At 61.4% G+C, this 18,057-nt stretch carries 17 protein-coding genes and 1 tRNA gene; 11 read left to right on the top strand and 7 right to left on the bottom strand.

The genetic code is table 11. The features are described 5' to 3' along the window. Positions 1 to 107 precede the first annotated feature (107 nt). The 4 genes from DL1_RS05750 to DL1_RS05735 all read left to right on the top strand — a co-directional run bounded on the left by DL1_RS05750 (position 108) and on the right by DL1_RS05735 (position 2,921). Positions 108 to 878, top strand: a complete 771-nt coding sequence (locus DL1_RS05750; protein WP_038063747.1) for a hypothetical protein — start codon at positions 108 to 110, stop codon at positions 876 to 878. Between the two features lie 101 nt (positions 879 to 979). Beyond that, a complete protein-coding gene (locus tag DL1_RS05745; protein ID WP_081856261.1) occupies positions 980 to 1,225 on the top strand; it encodes a helix-turn-helix domain-containing protein in 246 nt (81 codons plus the stop codon). Positions 1,226 to 1,358: 133 nt separating this feature from the next. Further along, entirely contained in the window at positions 1,359 to 1,580 is a 222-nt protein-coding gene (locus DL1_RS05740) for a hypothetical protein (protein WP_038063744.1), read from the top strand. Positions 1,581 to 1,766: 186 nt separating this feature from the next. Beyond that, on the top strand, positions 1,767 to 2,921 hold the full coding sequence (locus tag DL1_RS05735; RefSeq protein ID WP_038063742.1) for a hypothetical protein: 1,155 nt from the start codon (positions 1,767 to 1,769) through the stop codon (positions 2,919 to 2,921). A 415-nt stretch (positions 2,922 to 3,336) separates the two neighbouring features. Here the strand turns inward: DL1_RS05735 and DL1_RS05730 are convergent, their stop codons facing one another. The 5 genes from DL1_RS05730 to DL1_RS05710 form a co-directional block, all read right to left on the bottom strand. Further along, entirely contained in the window at positions 3,337 to 4,974 is a 1,638-nt protein-coding gene (locus DL1_RS05730) for an RNA-directed DNA polymerase (protein ID WP_143081647.1), read from the bottom strand. A gap of 555 nt (positions 4,975 to 5,529) precedes the next feature. Beyond that, a tRNA-Met gene (locus DL1_RS05725) sits at positions 5,530 to 5,606 on the bottom strand. A gap of 124 nt (positions 5,607 to 5,730) precedes the next feature. After that, positions 5,731 to 6,483 (bottom strand): LamB/YcsF family protein, encoded by a 753-nt coding sequence (locus DL1_RS05720; RefSeq protein WP_038063740.1) that lies wholly within the window; start codon positions 6,481 to 6,483, stop codon positions 5,731 to 5,733. A gap of 3 nt (positions 6,484 to 6,486) precedes the next feature. After that, positions 6,487 to 7,509, bottom strand: a complete 1,023-nt coding sequence (locus tag DL1_RS05715) for a 5-oxoprolinase subunit C family protein (RefSeq protein WP_038063739.1) — start codon at positions 7,507 to 7,509, stop codon at positions 6,487 to 6,489. Further along, a complete protein-coding gene (locus tag DL1_RS05710) occupies positions 7,506 to 8,276 on the bottom strand; it encodes a 5-oxoprolinase subunit B family protein (protein WP_051693352.1) in 771 nt (256 codons plus the stop codon). The genes DL1_RS05715 and DL1_RS05710 overlap by 4 nt, the downstream gene beginning before the upstream one ends. 136 nt (positions 8,277 to 8,412) lie before the next feature. Here DL1_RS05710 and DL1_RS05705 point away from each other — a divergent pair, with 136 nt between their 5' ends. From DL1_RS05705 to DL1_RS05695, 3 genes are all read left to right on the top strand, one after another. Beyond that, complete coding sequence (locus tag DL1_RS05705; RefSeq protein ID WP_038063737.1) at positions 8,413 to 9,378, top strand: TRAP transporter substrate-binding protein; 966 nt, start codon at positions 8,413 to 8,415, stop codon at positions 9,376 to 9,378. Positions 9,379 to 9,460: 82 nt separating this feature from the next. Continuing rightward, positions 9,461 to 9,985, top strand: a complete 525-nt coding sequence (locus DL1_RS05700) for a TRAP transporter small permease (RefSeq protein ID WP_038063734.1) — start codon at positions 9,461 to 9,463, stop codon at positions 9,983 to 9,985. Between the two features lie 5 nt (positions 9,986 to 9,990). After that, the gene (locus DL1_RS05695) at positions 9,991 to 11,292 is read left to right on the top strand and encodes a TRAP transporter large permease (protein WP_038063730.1); all 1,302 of its coding nucleotides are present in this window, start codon (positions 9,991 to 9,993) and stop codon (positions 11,290 to 11,292) included. Positions 11,293 to 11,307: 15 nt separating this feature from the next. Here the strand turns inward: DL1_RS05695 and DL1_RS05690 are convergent, their stop codons facing one another. Further along, complete coding sequence (locus DL1_RS05690) at positions 11,308 to 11,820, bottom strand: winged helix DNA-binding protein (protein WP_038063728.1); 513 nt, start codon at positions 11,818 to 11,820, stop codon at positions 11,308 to 11,310. A 243-nt stretch (positions 11,821 to 12,063) separates the two neighbouring features. On the opposite strand from DL1_RS05690, the gene glpD reads away from it, so the two are divergent. Together glpD and glpK are read left to right on the top strand one after the other, a co-directional pair. Beyond that, complete coding sequence (gene glpD, locus DL1_RS05685; protein WP_038063726.1) at positions 12,064 to 13,626, top strand: glycerol-3-phosphate dehydrogenase; 1,563 nt, start codon at positions 12,064 to 12,066, stop codon at positions 13,624 to 13,626. 23 nt (positions 13,627 to 13,649) lie between these two features. Next, positions 13,650 to 15,137, top strand: coding sequence for a glycerol kinase GlpK (gene glpK, locus DL1_RS05680; RefSeq protein WP_038063724.1), 1,488 nt, complete (start codon positions 13,650 to 13,652; stop codon positions 15,135 to 15,137). 11 nt (positions 15,138 to 15,148) lie between these two features. On the opposite strand, the gene DL1_RS20790 is transcribed toward glpK, so the two are convergent. Further along, positions 15,149 to 15,565, bottom strand: a complete 417-nt coding sequence (locus tag DL1_RS20790; RefSeq protein ID WP_051693351.1) for a hypothetical protein — start codon at positions 15,563 to 15,565, stop codon at positions 15,149 to 15,151. Positions 15,566 to 15,780: 215 nt separating this feature from the next. On the opposite strand from DL1_RS20790, the gene puuE reads away from it, so the two are divergent. Both puuE and DL1_RS05665 read left to right on the top strand, forming a co-directional pair. Next, positions 15,781 to 17,196: an allantoinase PuuE gene (gene puuE / locus DL1_RS05670; protein WP_038063720.1), complete on the top strand. Its 1,416-nt coding sequence runs from the start codon at positions 15,781 to 15,783 to the stop codon at positions 17,194 to 17,196. Continuing rightward, positions 17,197 to 18,030, top strand: coding sequence for a bifunctional allantoicase/(S)-ureidoglycine aminohydrolase (locus DL1_RS05665; RefSeq protein ID WP_038063718.1), 834 nt, complete (start codon positions 17,197 to 17,199; stop codon positions 18,028 to 18,030). Positions 18,031 to 18,057: the final 27 nt, after the last annotated feature.

The following is an 18,057-nucleotide window of genomic DNA, read 5'->3' as shown; positions in this document are numbered from 1 at the left end:
GTTCAGCGCGGAGACGGAGCGGGAATTCTCTTGGAAATGTTACGGGTATTTCCTTGGAAATATTTCTAGTAATGCGCAGGAGGTTCGACGGTCACATCACTGAGTTCATGCGTGGCTACCGTAATCCTTCCAAGAAGCTTTTCTTTGCAAATAAGGTCTGCCCAATGCGAGAGTTCAGCCAGCCGCCGACAATCTACAGCGATGCGATTTTTGAACACCTCGCGCAAGAGTTCAAAATTGATCCTGAATTTCACGCTGAGGTGCGGACACGCCTTGAAGGGGCTGGCGATGTTTGGAAACGGCTTGGCGGTGGCACGACAGACTCATTGCGCCCCGGCGAAATCAAGAAAGAGCTTCAGCAGGTCTCAAAGCAAGCCGGAAAGCTTTACGACCGCTTAAAAGCCCTCTCACTGGATGCAAACCACGCGCTGATGCAATCACATGAGCGCATCGGGCAGGCGGCTGCGCCAAAGGATCTCGAACAAGGCGATCTGCAATATCCGTTTGTCGCGATCACTGAAGGCGACCCTAGTCCCGTAGCAATCGCACTTCAGGCCAAAGATTTGTCAAAGATCATATCAGGCATTCGAGACGTTGCGGAGGCCGCCATAGACGATCAGAAAACAGGCCGGGCAGGCAAAAAGAGCGATGACGCACTGCGTCTGTGGATCACCAATATTGAAACGATCTGGATCGACATTCTTGGTCGTCCCTTCTCACGAGATGTAACGGACGCGGGCGACCCGATCTCCGAAGCGGCGCGGTTCTGCGTTGAAGCATTCAAGCCCATTGATGCGGCGCTGCCTAGCTCGCGCGTGCTCAACGCGATGAAAACGCGAATTAAAGCTACGCAACAAAAACCGCTGGAAGATTTGTGACTCAAAACGGCGCACAAATCTTCCAGCGTATTGGCTCGCAGTAAAGCGACGTTTTGAGCAAGTCTGTCTCCAGCGAACAGCAACGTAGGAGACAGCCAGATATGTCGATCAGACAACAAGCCCCCGCATTTCCCGATGAGGCCCATGACTATTGGGATGGTTTCATCGCTGAAATCGAAGCCGCCGATTACCTATGCCAAAGCGTGCGCACGCTTCAGAAGTGGCGCGTGAACGGCTTCGGCCCATCCTTTTATAAACCGGGCCGTTCGGTCCGCTACCGTCGTCGCGATCTGCGCGACTGGGCAGAGGCGCGCCGTCGCTCCAGCACCAGTCAGGACGCCGCCTAATCACCAGTTTTGCCCGCGCCGGGGTTGGCAGCACCGCGCGGGATTTTGGGGCCGGATGGCTCTAAAGGGGCGCGGGGCTTTCCGTCTCGCGCCCTCTCTATGTCTGCCGCTCAGGGCAACGAAAGGAAACCCCATGTCCAACCAACCCGCTTACAAGTTCAGGATCGGCCTGATCACCGCCACGATCTGGGAGAACGACAATTTCTATTCGGTGGAAATGTCGCGCTCCTACAAGACCAACGAGGGCGATTGGAAATCCACCAACTCGTTTGGTCACAACGACCTGCTCAACGTCGCGAAATGCTCGGAGCGGGCGGAGAACTGGATATCGCGCAAGACCGCGATGCCGGTCTGATCGGAGCGCCGGGCAGCACTGCCCGGCCCCAAAACAAAAGCTGCCCCGCCGGAGGCACCTTTAAGGGCGCGCCAGCGCCCGCCCCTTCTTCTCACCTCAGGAAATCAGCGCGGCCCCGCCGTTTGAGGGGGGTGATTGTAGCACCCCCCTCTAGAAATACCGCCAGCCAAGGAAGGCAAACATCCAATGCACATCGTTCATCGTGGCTTTGACACGCTCGTTCTATCCATCCAAGCCAACATCCCGCCCGAACTTTTCGAATATCTCGACGTCGAACGCGAGAAAGCCGAGGAGGCCCGCGCCCCGGTCCCCGTGAGCTATGGCGGGGCCGAGTTCGACCTGAAACCTTACGGCGGCAACGGCTATCGCTTTATCCTGCAAGGGGGGCCGCTTGAGGTCACTTGGTTCTTCAAGAAGCCCAATGCGCGCGACCCGTGGGGCGTGCGCGTCTCGGTCGGCTCAACCCTTCTGGCAACGCAAGGCTTGGGTTATGCCCGCGCCTATCTAGACAAAACGCTGACACGGCTGGGCATTCGCTACACCGCCGATCAGGTGAGCATTGCACGGGCGGACTTTTGCGTGGACGTGCTCGCCCCTGAGTTCGAGCTGATGCCCGAAAATTTTGTCATACACAGCCACACCAACAGGGCGGATCACCTGACGGTCGAGGAGCATGACACGCGCAGCAATGGCAAGTCGGGGCAGTTCACCTCTGTTACAGTCGGCAAGATGCCGGGGCGACAGGTGATCATCTATGATAAACGCCGCGAGGTGATCGACCGCCACAAGCCGATCTGGTGGGATATCTGGAACGCGAACCTAGGGCGGGAGGATCTTGCCCCGCTCGACTCCACAGACCGCGACACAAGCCGCGTCTGGCGCATCGAGATCCGCGCGGGCAAAGACTTGCTAAAGGACCGCTGGCAGATCCGCCGTTGGGCTGAATTTGACGCGCAGTTCGGCGACGTGGTGGCGGAAGCCTTGCAGAAAATCCGCTACTGCACCCCCGACCCGCAAGACACCAACCGCGCCCGTTGGTCCAATCATCCGCTTTGGGATCTGATCGGCACGGAGGCCGAAGGCGATCTAACCGAGATGCGCAGCTACCTGCCGCCAAGCCAAATCAAGCACGTCCACCGCACCGAACATATTCGCCTGATCATGGCCCAACTCGCAGGCAACGCGATCACGCTCGCGGCGCTGGAAGGCACCTCAGAGGCCAAGCTGGCCGATCACATGGCCGGAATGGGCGGACGCCTGCGCGAGGTCATTAAAGCCGATCCTGCACGCGCTGCGAACAAGCTGGATCAGGCGCGGGATCGGTATCGGTTTGTTGAGTGATGGGCAGTTCATTGTGCAATGGCACTGGCGATAGCTGGCGTCATTGGCATTTGGTGAGATTGGCGGGCAGCCGACATTCGCTGCGCCGGTCATGAACGGCTGCTCAGCGCATGGAAGCTGACGCTCGATCTGGACACCAGTACAGCGGCCAAGCGCAACGCAGCCGCTAGTCCAAACTCCCAGTGGGGTGACCAACGCGAAGCTTCGGTCCCGAATGCGGTCGTTCATCAGCTGGCGTTGCCGCCCTGCGGCGCCCCGGTACCGGCCGCTCGACCTACTATGTCCTTTGGGCATCCTGCGGATACAATGATGTATATCACTAACTATCATGGGCGTATGTTTACCTACGCAGCCCACCAGTTAATTTTCGCGGCATGGTAGAGGCGCAAAATAGCAATCCGCCGCTCTACCTCAATCATATGGAGGTCTTACTGAAGAAGTAGGTCAACATACTGAGCCCTGCTTGACGACGATGATGAGCGATAAGTGCAGACCTTTCCCTCGACTTCTTGAAGGTTTCGACATTTCGCTTTGTATCATAGAAGCTGATTTTCTTGGCTTTCAGAACCTTGAACCAGTCATGGCTATCTACAAAGTTCACGTCTGGAGGCGTCAACCAACCTTTGAGGTGGGCTTCATAGGCTAACAACCAGCATGACGCTGTTAAATTTTCTTTGAGCAGTAAAGAGTTCCAGTACGCCTTGTCCAAGTTGCCTTCGATCAAACCTTGTTCTTCCAGATCCAAGACCAATAGGGCCCACACCGAATTATCTACCGCGCAAATTGGCTTGAGAGTATCTGCCGAAAGGTTGATCCTCAGCGCCTTTGCCAAGAACAGTACCCATGCGACCTCAGCAGTGTGACGTAGTGCCACCGACTTTTCGAGTTCATCTTCAATCAGCTTTTTACAACGAGCTGAGCTGATAGGTGCGCCATCCTGTCGGTAATTAACCAAGATCTGAACTACAACGGGTAGAGTGATCGGATAGGCACGAGCAGCTCGGAGAACGAAGCTCTCGAACAGGGTGTAGGACCGCTTGGAAATCCGGAATGATCGCGCCACCTTTAGAGCGTAATCCATGACGTTACTTGAAGGGTGAGCTTTTGCTAGGCTGAATGCCTGAGAAAAGAAACTGTTCAGTTGTTTGACCTGATCTCTTCCGCTGCGATTTGATACTGCTAGTGCAAGCAACTCGCTCGGCCACGTCTCGATGATCTCATCCTTCGCGTCGATTATTTCTGTTTTCTCAAGGTTAAGCTCGAGCTCAAATTCAGCACAGGCTTGCGCAAGACTTCGCATCGCAGCCTCGGCGGATTTGGCTGTATTGTGCCCGATAAACCAATCGTCGACGAAGCGGTGCGCGCACCCCTTCGCATCTGGTGCGAGTTCGAAGAAGCGTGTCTCCAAAGCAACTGCAATAATTTCAGAGAGGATGCGTGAGGTGTCAGGGCCAACTGGAATTCCGATAGTCTGGTTATCTTGCCCCTTCCGCACAAGTCTGTCCAACTCATTTCCAAGAGTTGCCTTTAGAAGGGGGGAGTTCACATGGGCCTTGCACCAGGATTTTCCATCAAGAGCCCAAGGTAACGTGTGAGTATAGATAGTACCATAATACCTCGAGATGTCGCTTATCAGAATGTGGTCGAAATCGCCTCCGGCCTTGAGCTTCATAAACTCGATCTTAGAAAAGTCTGGCTTTGGCACAGCTCGACCCGCATTCCTCTGAAGATATGCGTGGTCCAGAGACGCAGAGCCGAGGCTAAGATGCTTCTTGATCTGCACCCAATGGTCAGAGATCTTCTTCGACAGAAAGAATTGCGAGATCGGATTGACGATGGATAGACTACGGCGCTTCCAACCTAATCTTTGAATGCTATATATCTCAGGGGTCGTCTTGGGTGGCTCCTGCTGCGGCTGCCCAGGCCAATTATCCCAAACGTATCTTCTGAAATGCGCTAGATCCCTAGTATTGAATGGAGGCGGAAGCTCTTCAGGGAAGAAACCTCTTTCTAATAGAGTTCGCAAACGTTCTGTTTTTGAAAGCTCGGACACGTCTCACCCCTTGCCATGCACTTGTTACAGTTTCGTCTGCTGCTCTTTGCTTCCGCATTTCAGTCATATCTTGTCACCACAAGCCCACAGCTTGAAGTATCCCGATGCTCTTTCTCATTTTTGCCACAGAACAAGCATGCCGAAGGCAACATTCGCGTCCCTGTGCGCTTTCCCATCGGTATCACGGCTTCACAGAGACAATGTTTTGCAGGAGGAGCATGACGCGGTTGCGGCCGGCGGCTCTGGCTGGGCATCGGTCCTCCGCCACGCCTGGCGTGAAGGTCAGCTTAGGGCCGGAAACGGACTCGCCTAGCCAAACTCTCCAACGGCAGCTTGCCGCGTTTTTTTTGGCGGCACTCTTCGCGTGAAGCGCAGCACCAACTCTGACAAATCGCACTGCTGAGTTCGCAATCACGCATGGCCGATTCGATTGTTGTAAAATCGCAACGTCCGGTTTGGCTTCCTGTTGCTTCCACAGTGCTTCCACGGCTCATATTTAAACGCAAAGAGCCACCCGAAGGTGGCTCTTAGTGCACTGAATATACTCAATAATTTTGGTTGCGGGGGTAGGATTTGAACCTACGACCTTCAGGTTATGAGCCTGACGAGCTACCGGGCTGCTCCACCCCGCGCCAATGGGGGCTAGATAGGCCACTCGCTTGGGAAGCGCAATGCCTCGGGTGCAGAAATTTCAAAGAATTTTTACATTCCTCGGGGACACTGGATTATTGGCATCTGATGCCCCCGGGTTGCGGTTCAAAACCGTTCTAGCGCAATGCCCTCGGCGGTGAGAGCGTCGCGAAGGGCGCGGACGGTTTTCACGGCGCCGGGGGTGTCGCCATGCACGCAGATCGTGTCGATCCGGCAGGCAATCCGCTTGCCGGAACGGGTGATGATCGCGCCTTCGCGCAACATTTCGGTGATCCGCGTGGCGATCTCGCCGGGGTCGTGGAGCACAGCGCCGAGCTCGGCGCGGCTGACCAAGGTGCCGTCGTCATTATAGGCACGATCGGCGAAGATCTCGCCCGCCCAGTTGCAGTCCAACGCCCGGGCCGCTTCTTCCAGCGCCGTGGCCGATTGCGCGACCAAGATGAGGTCGGGGTCGACCTTGAGCACGGCCTCATAGCAGTGACGCGCCAGCGTGAGGTCTTCGGCGGCCATGTTCGACAGCGCCCCGTGCAGCTTCACATGGCGCAGCGTGCCACCCGCCGCGCGGGCCATCGCGATCGCAGCCCCCAGTTGGTAGGTGATCATATTGGCGATCTCTGAGGGTGCCATCGGGATTCGCCTGCGGCCAAAGCCCTGCCGGTCGGCAAAGCCCGGATGCGCGCCGAGCCCCAGATTGTGGCTCTGTGCGCGCGCCATCGAGGCTGCCATCACATCGGGATCGCCCGCATGGGCGCCGCAGGCGATATTGGCCGAGGTGATGACCTCCATCAGGGCGGCGTCATCGCCCATCACCCAAGGGCCGAAGCTCTCCCCGATATCCGCGTTCAGATCGACTTTCATGGCTTATTCCTCCTCTAGCTCGCGCCCTGCGGTGACGCCGCTGATCAGCTGATAGGACAGCAGATCATGCATCAAGCGCGGATCGCGGATCAAATGGGTTGTCTGACCGGCAAGTGCGTCGATCTCGCGCGCGTCGCTGCGCATGATCTGATCCGCCTCGGCAAGGTCTACGGCCTGAAACCGAAGCAGTGCGCCGGGCGGGGCCTGTGCGATGCGGGGCAGGTCGCAGGGCAGGACCGTGCCGATCCGGGGATAGCCGCCAATCGTCTGGCACTCGCAGAGCAGCACGAAAGGCAGGCCGGCGCCGGTCATCTGGATATCGCCTTCCTGAATGAAATCCGAGGCCAGCCCGCCCGACAGCTCAGGCGGGAAGGGGCCGGTCTCGGTCTCCAGCTTCACGCCCTGTCGGTTGCCGGTCGCGCTGCGGATCAGCTTGGCTGAGTCAAAGCGCGCGACGGTCTCTCCGCTGAAATAGCCGGTTTGCGGGCCGTGGATATAGCGCAGCGTGCCGCCCGAGAATCGGTCCGCGACGGGCAGGCTGCGGGCGGGACGGTCGGGCGCCGGGTCTTCGCCCAGCGGCAGGGTCATGCCCGATTCAAGAGCCGCGCCCAGACCCGCGACCAGATGGGTCGAGCGGCTGCCCATCACAGGCTCGGTGCGCAGCCCGCCCGCGACGCTCAGATAGCCATAGCTGCCCGCGCGCACCCCGCTAATCGTGAGCCTCTGGCCCGGCTGCAGAAGATGGCTTGCATGCCAAGCGAGGGCCGCGCCGTCGAGCCGGGCCTCCATCGGGGCGCCTGTCAGTGCGATGCGGGTGGGGGTCGTGACCTCGAAGCTGCCGCCCATCCCGGCCATCTCTAGGGCTGCGAGCGGGGCGGGCTGACCGAGCAGAGCCGCGGCTTCAAAAAGCGCGCGCCGATCCGCCGCCCCGCCGCGCGAGAGGCCAATCGAGATCTGACCGGGGCGGCCCAGATCCTGAACGCTCACGCCGGGACCTGCGCTATGGATGATCAGCTCGGGCCTCATGTGACGCTCTCGCACAGCGCGCCCCCCGCTGGATCGCCTCTGTCTAGAAGCGCTGTCATCTCGTCGCCCGACACGGCGCTCAGGCGCAGCGCATCGCCCGCGCGCAGCGGCACGGCGGGTTCTGCCTCGGGGCGGAAGGGCGCAAAGGCCGTGCGGCCGATCTGCCGCCAGCCGGTGGGCGAGGGGTTGGCAAAAAGCACGAGTTGCCGGACCGCCAGCGCAATCGCGCCCTTGGGCACCTGCGGATTGATCTGCTCCATCCGGGGCAGGTTCCACGCCTCGGGCAGCAGTCCGAGATAGGGTTGGCCCGGGGCAAACCCAATGGCCAGCACGCGCAGCTCCAAGCCGGTGATCTCGGCAATCGCGGCCTCCGGGCGCATCCCGGCCAGCTCGGCTGCGGCTTCGAGATCGGGACCATGCGCGCCGCCAAAGGCGACCGGAATCGTCCAGAGCCGCTCCGGGGCGCGCGGTGTAGCCTTGCGCCAATCATGCGCATCGAGCAGCGATTCGATCCGCGCCGCTGCGGCCTCGCGGGTGATCTGGGCGGGGTCGAAGCGTAGCAGGACCGAGCTGAGGCTGGGGGCGCGTTCGCAGATAAAAGGCAGATCAGCCGAGCGGGCGTAATCGTGAAACGCCTGTGCGGCCTGCGTCGCCCAAGGCTCTGCGGTGACAGCAAACCGCACCAGAACCCCGTCAAGCCCGAAGGGCAAGATTTGCACATGATCTGGATCGACGGAGCCAAGCCTCAGGGCGTCTTGCAAGCTCATGATCTGGACCCTCTCACCGCGCAGTTTCAGCCGGAAAAAACTTCTCGTTGACTTTAATCACAAAATACAGACAATTTGTCAACGTTATGATTGTGAGCGGGGAGCAACCCCGCCCTGAACCGACAGGAGAGATAAGATGCGACATTTCGCAATAACCCTTGCGGCGGCGATTGGGCTTGCCGGGGCCGTGCAGGCTCAGACTTGGGACATGCCGACGCCCTATGGCGATACGACCTTTCACACCGTGAACATCCGCGATTTTGCCAAGGACGTCGCAACCGCGACGGATGGCAAGCTGGAGATCTCGGTGCATTCCGCCGGATCGCTGTTCCCGCATTCCGAGATCAAGAATGCTGTGCGCTCGGGACAGGTGCCGATCGGGGAGTTCTTCCTTTCGACGCTCGCCAATGAGGATCTGACCTTCGGGATGGACAGCCAGCCTTTCCTCGCGACCAGCTACGCGCAGGCCCAAAAGCTTTGGGACGCTCAAAAGCCAGTCATTACCGAGCTGCTGGCCAAGCAGGGGCTGATGCCGCTCTTCTCCGTGCCGTGGCCGGCGCAGGGGCTTTATACCAACGGTGAGATCAAGACGGTCGACGATCTCGCGGGGCTGCGCTTCCGGGCCTACAACCCGGCGCTTGAGCAATTCGCTATGTTGGCCAAGGCAGCCCCCGTGCAGGTCGAGGCCTCGGATATCGCGCAGGCGTTCACCACCGGACAGGTGCAGGCGATGATCACCTCGCCCTCGACAGGGGCCAATTCCAAGGCTTGGGATTTCGTCGATACCTATACTCAGATCGACGCATGGCTGCCCAAGAACATCGTCGTGGTCAACAAGCGCGCCTTCGATCGGCTGAGTGCGGATGAGCAAAAAGCGGTCATGGAGGCGGCCGCCAAGGCTGAGACGCGCGGCTGGGAGATGTCGAAGAAGGAAGCCGCCGAGAAAACCGCCGAGATGAAGGAAAACGGCATGAAGATCGTGGCGCCCAGCCCGGAGCTGGAAGCCGGTCTGAAGAAAATCGGTGCCGAGATGCTCACGACATGGGAGGCGCAGGCCAGCCCGGAGGCGCTCAAAGTGCTCAAGGCCTATCAGGCCAACTAGGCCAAGATCGCGGCCCGCCCGAACCCTTGCGCGGGCCGCTTGATCACGTCTTCCTCCTTCAGCCTTATCGGAGCGATCCGCCATGCGTCGGTTTTTCGACAAGATCTATCTTTATTCGGGCGGGCTTGCCGCCATCGCGATCCTTGCGATCTGCGTGCTGGTGACGGGGCAGGTCTGCCTCAATATCCTCGCGCGGATCGGCGGGCCGCAGCTTTCTTTCACGATCCCCTCTTACGCGGATTTCGCGGGCTATCTGCTGGCCACGGCAAGCTTTCTGGGCCTTGCGCATACGCTGCGCCACGGCACCCATATCCGGGTGAACCTCGTGATCTCGCGCCTGCCAGAGCGGCCACGCTGGGCGCTGGAGCTGCTCACGCTCGCCATAGCCGCCGCCGTTAGCGGATATGCAGTGTGGTACGCGGCGGCCCTGATGCTTGAGAGCCAGCATTACGGGGATATGTCGACCGGTATCGTGGCGATCCCGATCTGGATTCCGCAATGCGCAATGGTCGCGGGTTTGGCGCTGCTGACGCTTGCCTTCGTCGATACGCTGATCGAGAGCCTGCAGGCGCGCCGTGCGGTGATCCTCGATCAGAGCACGGAGTGAGCGCGATGTCTGATCCTGTCGTCTTTGGTCTGCTGTTGGGGCTGTTGCTGGCGCTTTTGGCGGGCGGTCTGTGGGTGGCGCTCTCGCTGCTGGCCGTCGCACTTGCCGGGCTGACCTTTTTCTCGAACGCGCCCACCGGGCTTGTGATGGCCACCACGCTTTGGGGCAATTCCCATAGCTGGCCACTGGCCGCATTGCCGCTGTTCATCCTGATGGGGGAGATCTTGCTGCGCTCGCGACTGAGCCAAGATATGTTCTCGGGGCTCGCCCCTTGGCTCGGCCGTGCGCCGGGTCGCCTGCTGCATGTGAACGTGCTGGGCTGCGCGATCTTTGCCGCGGTGTCTGGCTCGTCGGCGGCAACCGCGGCCACGATCGGGCGGATGTCAGTGCCCGAACTGACCAAGCGCGGCTATCCCGAAAGCCTGATCTTGGGCACGCTGGCGGGTTCGGCCACACTGGGCTTTCTGATCCCGCCCTCGGTGATCCTGATCGTCTACGGGGTTGCGACCGAGCAATCCATCGCACGTCTCTTCATCGCGGGTATTCTGCCGGGGGTGATGCTGGTCGCGCTGTTTGGCGGCTATGTCGCGCTGCGCGCCTGGATGAACCCGGAGATGATCCCGGTTGAGGAGGGCGCGCCGAGCCTGCGCGAAAAGCTGATCGCCTCGCGCAGCCTGCTGCCCGTCGTAATCCTGATCGGCGGCGTGATCGGCACGATCTATACGGGGGTGGCCTCACCCACGGATGCGGCGGCCGTGGGGGTCGTGTTCTCGCTGATCCTTGCGGTGGCGAGCGGGACATTTTCATGGCGCGATTTCGTGGAGGCCGCGCTGTCGGCCACGCGCACCAGCGCCATGATCGCTTTCATCCTGATGGGCGCAGCGGTGCTGTCGGTCGCGATGGGGTTCACGGGCATTCCGCGCAATCTGGCAGCATGGATCGGCACGTTCGGGCTGTCCTCTTATGCCTTGCTTGCGGTGCTCACGGTGTTCTTCATCGTGCTGGGTTGCTTTCTGGACGGGATCTCGGTCGTGGTGCTCACCACGTCGATCATTCTGCCGATGGTGCAGGCGGCGGGGATCGATCCGATGTGGTTCGGGATTTATCTGGTGCTCGTGGTCGAGATGAGCCAGATCACCCCTCCAGTGGGATTCAACCTCTTCGTCATTCAGGGGCTTACGGGGTTCAACATCATGAAGATTGCCCGCGCAGCATTCCCCTTCTTCGGGTTGCTGCTGTTGGGCGTGGTGTTGATCACGATGGTGCCGCAGATCGTGACATATCTGCCCAGCCTGATGAGCCGTTGACCTTTGCGCGCGGCCTCAGAGAGACGAGGCCGCGCGGCTTGCCTGATCGTAATAGCCTGAGAGCACCCGCATGGCCGAGGCGATCTCGCGCAGCTCCTCGCCATCCATGCCGCCTTTCACGAGCGGGTCGAGCAGGCATTCCTCGCGCACCTGACGGTAGCGGTCGCATAGCGCCTGACCTGCCTCGGAGGTGCGGTAAAACACTTCCTTGCCGCGCTTTTCCGAGGTCAGAAGCTCCATCTTCAACAGCTTGCGCAGCGCGTAATTGACGGTATGCGTGTCCTCGATATTGAGCAAAAAGCAGATATCGCTCAGCCGTTTTTCCCGGTCGCGATGGTTGGTGTTGTGCAGCACCAGGATCTCAAGCGCCGACATTTCCGGCACGCCCGAGGCCGCCATGCAGCGCTGCATCCAGCGCGCAAAGCTGTTATAGGCGATGATCATTCCATATTCATATTCTGACGCTTGCCATGCCGGTCCATCGGCAAGGTGCCGGGATGAGACGATGCGGCGATTTCTTGCGACCATCGGGGATCTCCTGCGTCATTGCGGCCCAATTGAACCGCTTATCACTGATATTTTAAAGATATTTTATCGACGATACCCCGGCATGTCGAGCCATCCCCAGAGCCCACGACCGAAGGTTTGCGCCGCGCGCCACCAAAGAACCGCAAAATTTTCGCGCCCAAATGAACAAAAACGAACATTTTGCCTTGACCCATTCCCGTTCACACCCTTTCTAGACAGAGTAACCGGCAACAGGAGGCCAGCATGTCATCGGACGCAGTGGATCTTTTCGTCATCGGCGGCGGTGTGAACGGCTGCGGGATCGCGCGCGATGCGGCAGGCCGGGGTCTGCGGGTGCGGCTCGCGGAGATGGGCGATCTGGCGCAGGCGACCTCCTCCTCCTCGACCAAGCTGTTTCACGGCGGGCTGCGCTATCTGGAATTTCTCGAAATCCACCTCGTGCGCGAAGCGCTGCGCGAGCGCGAAATCTTGCTGCATATGATGCCGCATATCTCGTGGCCGATGCGCTTCGTGCTGCCCTATAGCAAGGATATGCGCTTTGAAGGTGACACGCCGGTCTCCAAGGCACTGAGCCGCGTGATGCCGTGGATGAAGGGCCGCCGCCCGAGCTGGATGATCCGGGCGGGGCTGTTTCTCTATGACCATCTGGGCGGCAAAAGCGATCTGCCGGGCACCGCGCGGCGCGACCTGACCCAAGGGCCCGAGGGCGCACCGCTCAAGGACCGCTTCGCCCATGCGTTCGAATATTCCGATGGCTGGGTGCAGGATGCGCGGCTGGTCGTGCTCAATGCGCGCGACGCACAGGCACGCGGCGCCGATATCCGGGTCCGCACCAAAGTCATCTCGGCCCATCGCGACGGTGCCTACTGGCGCATCGTGACCGAGGGGCCGCAGGGGCGCGAAGAGCATACCGCCCGCGCCGTCGTGAATGCCGGGGGACCGTGGGTCGAGCAGGTTCTCAAGGAGGAAATGGGCACGAAAAGCTCCGAACATGTGCGGCTTGTGCGCGGCAGCCATATCGTGACGCGCAAGCTCTATGATCACGACAAGTGCTATTTCTTCCAAGGTGAAGACGGGCGGATCATCTTCGCCATTCCCTATGAGCAGGATTTCACGCTGATCGGCACCACTGAGGCTGCGCATGACGGCTCGCCTCTGGCGGCCGAATGCACCGAGGAAGAGCGCGATTACCTTTGCGCCTTCGCGTCGAAATATTTCGAGCGCGCGGTGACGCCCGAGGATGTCGTCTGGTCCTATTCCGGCGTGCGTCCGCTATATGAGGATGGCGCGAAATCCGCCACGGCCGCGACGCGCGAATATGTGCTCTCGCTCGATGCGCCTGCAGGGCAGCCCGCAGCGCTGCATGTCTTTGGCGGCAAGATCACCACCTATCGCCGCTTGTCCGAGGATGCGCTGGCCAAGCTGCGCCCGCATCTGCCGGGCATGCGCGCCTCTTGGACGGCCAAGAGCCATCTGCCGGGGGGCGATTTCACCCCGGCGCAGGCGCGCGACAAGATCGCGGCGTTGGCTAAGGATTACCCGTTTCTGGGCGCGAAATGGGCGGAGCGGCTGATCCGCCATTACGGGCTTGATGCGTGGGAGATCCTTGGGGATGCGAAAAGCGTGGAGGATCTGGGTCAGGATTTCGGCGCGACCTTGAGTGAGGCAGAGCTGCGCTGGCAGGTTCAGAAGGAATGGGCGCGCGAGGTGGAGGACGTGATCTGGCGGCGCACCAAGCTGGGCTTGCGATTGAGCGCGGATCAGGTCCACTCTGTGGCGCAATGGTTGGAGGCGCATGCAGGCTGAGCTGTGTGACGAGGGAGGAACTTATGCAGTATATTTTGGCGATTGATCAGGGCACGACCTCGTCGCGCGCGATCGTATTTGGCAGCGATCTCAAGCCGGTCGAGAGCGCACAGCAGGAATTCACCCAGCATTTCCCGCGCTCCGGCTGGGTCGAGCATGACGCTATGGAGATCTGGGAGAGCGTGCTGAGCACCGCGCGCGCCGCCATCGACAAGGCCGGGATCACGCCGGGCGATATTGCGGGTATCGGCATCACCAACCAGCGCGAGACCACTCTGGTCTGGGACCGCGAAACCGGGGAGCCGATCCATAACGCGATCGTCTGGCAGGACCGGCGTTCGGCTGAGTATTGCCGCGAGCTGCGCGAGGCGGATTTCGAGGAAACCATCACCGCGCGCACCGGCCTGATCATTGATCCTTATTTCTCGGGCACGAAGCTGCGTTGGCTGCTTGAGACCGTCGAGGGCGCCCGCGAGAAAGCCACCGCAGGCAAACTGGCGTTTGGGACCATCGATAGCTGGCTGATCTGGAAGCTCACCGGCGGGGCCTCGCATGTGACCGACGCGACCAATGCCGCGCGCACAATGCTTTATGATATCGCCAAAGGCCGCTGGTCGAGCACGATCTGCGACAAGCTCGATATCCCGATGGAGATGCTGCCCAAGGTACTCGACAGCGCCGCCGAGTTTGGCACCGCGCAGGCCGAGCATCTTGGTGCTGAGATCCCGATCCTCGGCGTTGCGGGCGATCAGCAGGCCGCGACCGTCGGGCAGGCCTGTTTCAAGCCGGGCATGCTGAAATCGACCTATGGCACGGGCTGTTTCGCGCTGCTCAATACCGGCGACGAAATGGTGCGCTCGCAAAACCGCCTGCTGACGACCATCGCCTATCAGCTCGACGGCAAGGTGACCTATGCGCTCGAAGGCTCGATCTTCGTGGCGGGCGCGGTGGTGCAATGGCTGCGCGACGGGCTGGGGATCATCGAGGCTGCGGATGAGACGCAAGGCCTCGCCGATCAGGCCGATGACGGGCAGGACGTGATCATCGTGCCGGCCTTCACCGGGCTTGGCGCGCCCTATTGGGAGGCTGAATCGCGCGGTGCCGTTTTCGGTCTGACCCGCAGCTCTGGCCCCGCCGAATTCGCCCGCGCGGCGCTTCAATCCGTGGGCTTCCAGACCCGCGATCTGCTTGAGGCGATGCAGGCCGATTGGGCCGATGACGCCCCGCCCACCCTGCGCGTCGATGGCGGCATGACGGCCTCGGATTGGACGATGCAGTTCTTGGCCGATATCCTCGGCGCGCCGGTGGACCGTCCCGAGGTGCTTGAGACCACGGCGCTCGGTGCGGCATGGCTTGCGGGCTACAAGGCCGGGCTCTATCCGGGGCCTGAAGATTTCGCCAAGGGCTGGGCGCTTGAGCGGACGTTCGAGCCGCAGATGGATGCCGATCTGCGCGAGGCGCGGCATGCGGCATGGAAGCGCGCGGTGAAGGCTACGATCTCGGCGACCTGAGGGCGCAGGCTTCAATAGCAGCCCGAATGATCCTCGTCCCATCCGGCGAGAAAGATCGTCGAGGGCAGATTGCCATTGCCGCAAACGAAGACCGTCACGCCAAAGGGCTCTCCGCGTCGCACCATCTGCGCGAACCTGCCGCGATCCTCGCCGCCCGCGCGCACCATCTGCGGAATGCGCGCGCGCAAGGCCCGGTCGGCAAAGAGCGGATCGCCCTTGTCGCGCGCATCGCGCCGCCCGAAGCGGTGGAAATTCGCGCGGTCCTGCTGCAAGGCCGCCCCAAGGCTCGTGAGCGCCGCACCCTTGGAATTATGCATATCTGCCGGGCTGATATAGGCGCTGTACATGGCCAGCTGGTTCCAGTCCTGCGCCAGTAGCGGGGCAGGGCACAGGGCGAGAAACGCCGCGAGAATAGCCGACTTGCGCATGATAAGCTCCCTTTCAGGGGGCGGCCGCAACCGACCCCATGCAAAACTCTGCCAAGCCGCCAGCTTTCGCGCAAGACGTTTCCGCAGCGTCAGGCGTGGCACGCGAGCCGGGCACAGTCCCGCTGGATGCGCGGGGATAGGGGCCGGGGGGCTTCCCCTTCGCCGCGATTTGCTTTCTTCTGCGTGCAACTGACCGCAAGACACGGAGCCTCCCGATGACCCGCTACCCTCGCGACCTGCGCGGCTACGGCCGCACGCCCCCCGATCCGCGCTGGCCGGGCGGCGCGCGCGTGGCGATCTCGATGGTGCTCAATTTCGAGGAGGGCGGCGAGAACAACATCCTGCATGGCGATGCGGGCTCCGAGGCGTTTCTGTCAGATATCGCGGGGGCGGCCCCCTGGCCCGGTCAGCGCCACTGGAACATGGAATCGATCTACGATTACGGCGCGCGGGCGGGGTTTTGGCGGCTGCATCGGCTGTTCACCGGGCTTGGACTGCCGCTCACGATCTACGGTGTCGCCACGGCTTTAGCCCGCGCGCCCGAGCAGGTCGCCGCGATGAAAGAGGCGGGCTGGGAAATCGCCAGCCACGGGCTGAAATGGGTCGAGCACAAGGATATGCCCGAGGATGAGGAACGCGCCCAGATCGCCGAGGCGATCCGGCTGCATACGGAGGTCGTGGGTGCCCGCCCGCGCGGCTGGTACACGGGCCGGTGCAGCGAAAACACGGTGCGCCTGACCGCCGAGGAGGGCGGCTTCGACTGGATCTCGGATACCTATGATGACGATCTGCCCTATTGGATCGAGGCCGGCGCGCGCGATCAGCTTGTCATTCCCTACACGCTCGAAGCCAATGACATGCGCTTTGCCACAGCGCCGGGCTATATCGAGGGCGAGCAGTTCTTCCAATATCTCAAGGACAGCTTCGACATGCTCTATGCCGAGGGGCTGGCGGGTGCGCCCAAGATGTTCTCGGTCGGGCTGCACAACCGGCTGATCGGACGTCCGGGCAAGGCCGCAGGTCTCAAGCGGTTCCTTGAGTATGCGCGCGCCCGTGAGGGCGTGTGGTTTGCCACGCGTGGCCAGATCGCGGCCCATTGGACGGCCACCCATCCCCATCAGCGCCGCGAGCGCCCGAGCCAGATGACGCGCATACGCTTTGTCGAGCAGTTCGGCGCGATCTATGAGCACTCGCCCTGGATTGCCGAGCGCGCCCACGTGCTGGAGCTGGGCCCCGCCCATGACAGTCTTGAAGGCATGGCCTCGGCGCTCGCGCGGATCTTCCGCGCGGCCACGCCCGAGGAGCGCCTCGGCGTGCTCACCGCGCATCCCGATCTCGCGGGCAAGTTGGCACAGGCGCGCCGCCTGACCGCCGAGAGCACCGCCGAGCAGGCCAGCGCCGGGCTCGACGCGCTCACCGATGAGGAACGCAGCGCCTTCGAGACGCTCAACGCGAAATATACCGAGACCTTCGGTTTCCCCTTCATTATCGCGGTGAAAGACAATACCAAGGCGTCAATTCTCCACGCCTTCCGTCGCCGCCTGACCCAAGACCGCGAAACGGAATTTGCGGAGGCCTGTGCGCAGGTCGAGCGGATCGCGTGGCACCGTCTCAATGCGATGGATCTGTAAATGGACTATACCTATTTCGCCCCCACCGGTGGGCTGCCCGACCAGAACCAGCGCGCCCGCGAGCGCGCCCAGTTCAACAACGCCTATGCGGTGATCCCGCGCGGGGTGCTTTCCGATATCACGGTCTCTCTGCTGCCCGGATGGGAACGCAGCCGGGCTTGGGTGCTGGCCCGTCCTCTCAGCGGCTTTGCCGAGACCTTCGCCGAGTTGATCGTCGAGATCGCCCCGGGGGGCGGCTCGGAGGCACCCGAACCCGATCCCGAAGGCGAAAGCGTGCTCTTCGTGCTGGCGGGTCACCTGCGACTGGTGATCGAGGGGATCGCCCATGAGATGGAGTCCGGCGGCTATGCGTTCGTGGCCCCGGGGGCTGTATGGCAGATCGCCAACGATCAGGACACGCCCGCGACCTTCGTCTGGGTGCGCAAACGCTATGAACGCGCGCCGGGGCTGGATCTGCCCGAGAGCTTCGTGACCTCCGATCAGGAAAAGGCCCCGGTCGAGATGCCCGACACGGCGGGCTATTGGGCGACCACGCGCTTTGCCGATCCGACGGATTTGCGCCACGACATGCACGTGAATATCGTGACCTTCATGCCCGGCGGCACGATCCCCTTTGCCGAAACCCATGTGATGGAACATGGCATCTACGTGTTGCAGGGGCGCGGCGTCTACCTGCTCAATCAGGACTGGATCGAGGTTGAAGAGGGCGATTTCATGTGGCTGCGCAGTTTCTGCCCGCAGGCCTGCTACGCCGCAGGCCGCCGCCCGTTCCGCTACTTGCTCTACAAGGACGTCAACCGCCACCCCAAGCTTGGCCTGCCCCTCTCGGGCTAAGCGGAGAGCGTCCCCCTTGAGGTTCCC

Source organism: Thioclava dalianensis (assembly GCF_000715505.1).
Taxonomy (GTDB): Bacteria; Pseudomonadota; Alphaproteobacteria; order Rhodobacterales; family Rhodobacteraceae; genus Thioclava; species Thioclava dalianensis.
The sequence above is the reverse complement of the archived record's forward strand: the minus strand, read 5'-3'. Positions and strand labels throughout refer to the sequence as shown.

Bases quoted from the DNA above. Each gene is read 5' to 3' on its own strand.
- DL1_RS05720 (WP_038063740.1), bottom strand. From the start codon at position 6,483: ATGAAAGTCGATCTGAACGCGGATATCGGGGAGAGCTTCGGCCCTTGG.
- DL1_RS05710 (WP_051693352.1), bottom strand. From the start codon at position 8,276: ATGAGCTTGCAAGACGCCCTGAGGCTTGGCTCCGTCGATCCAGATCAT.
- glpK (WP_038063724.1), top strand. From the start codon at position 13,650: ATGCAGTATATTTTGGCGATTGATCAGGGCACGACCTCGTCGCGCGCG.
- DL1_RS05715 (WP_038063739.1), bottom strand. From the start codon at position 7,509: ATGAGGCCCGAGCTGATCATCCATAGCGCAGGTCCCGGCGTGAGCGTT.
- DL1_RS05665 (WP_038063718.1), top strand. From the start codon at position 17,197: ATGGACTATACCTATTTCGCCCCCACCGGTGGGCTGCCCGACCAGAAC.
- DL1_RS05750 (WP_038063747.1), top strand. From the start codon at position 108: ATGCGTGGCTACCGTAATCCTTCCAAGAAGCTTTTCTTTGCAAATAAG.
- glpD (WP_038063726.1), top strand. From the start codon at position 12,064: ATGTCATCGGACGCAGTGGATCTTTTCGTCATCGGCGGCGGTGTGAAC.
- DL1_RS05735 (WP_038063742.1), top strand. From the start codon at position 1,767: ATGCACATCGTTCATCGTGGCTTTGACACGCTCGTTCTATCCATCCAA.
- DL1_RS05700 (WP_038063734.1), top strand. From the start codon at position 9,461: ATGCGTCGGTTTTTCGACAAGATCTATCTTTATTCGGGCGGGCTTGCC.
- DL1_RS20790 (WP_051693351.1), bottom strand. From the start codon at position 15,565: ATGCGCAAGTCGGCTATTCTCGCGGCGTTTCTCGCCCTGTGCCCTGCC.
- DL1_RS05695 (WP_038063730.1), top strand. From the start codon at position 9,991: ATGTCTGATCCTGTCGTCTTTGGTCTGCTGTTGGGGCTGTTGCTGGCG.
- DL1_RS05690 (WP_038063728.1), bottom strand. From the start codon at position 11,820: ATGGTCGCAAGAAATCGCCGCATCGTCTCATCCCGGCACCTTGCCGAT.
- DL1_RS05745 (WP_081856261.1), top strand. From the start codon at position 980: ATGTCGATCAGACAACAAGCCCCCGCATTTCCCGATGAGGCCCATGAC.
- puuE (WP_038063720.1), top strand. From the start codon at position 15,781: ATGACCCGCTACCCTCGCGACCTGCGCGGCTACGGCCGCACGCCCCCC.
- DL1_RS05705 (WP_038063737.1), top strand. From the start codon at position 8,413: ATGCGACATTTCGCAATAACCCTTGCGGCGGCGATTGGGCTTGCCGGG.
- DL1_RS05740 (WP_038063744.1), top strand. From the start codon at position 1,359: ATGTCCAACCAACCCGCTTACAAGTTCAGGATCGGCCTGATCACCGCC.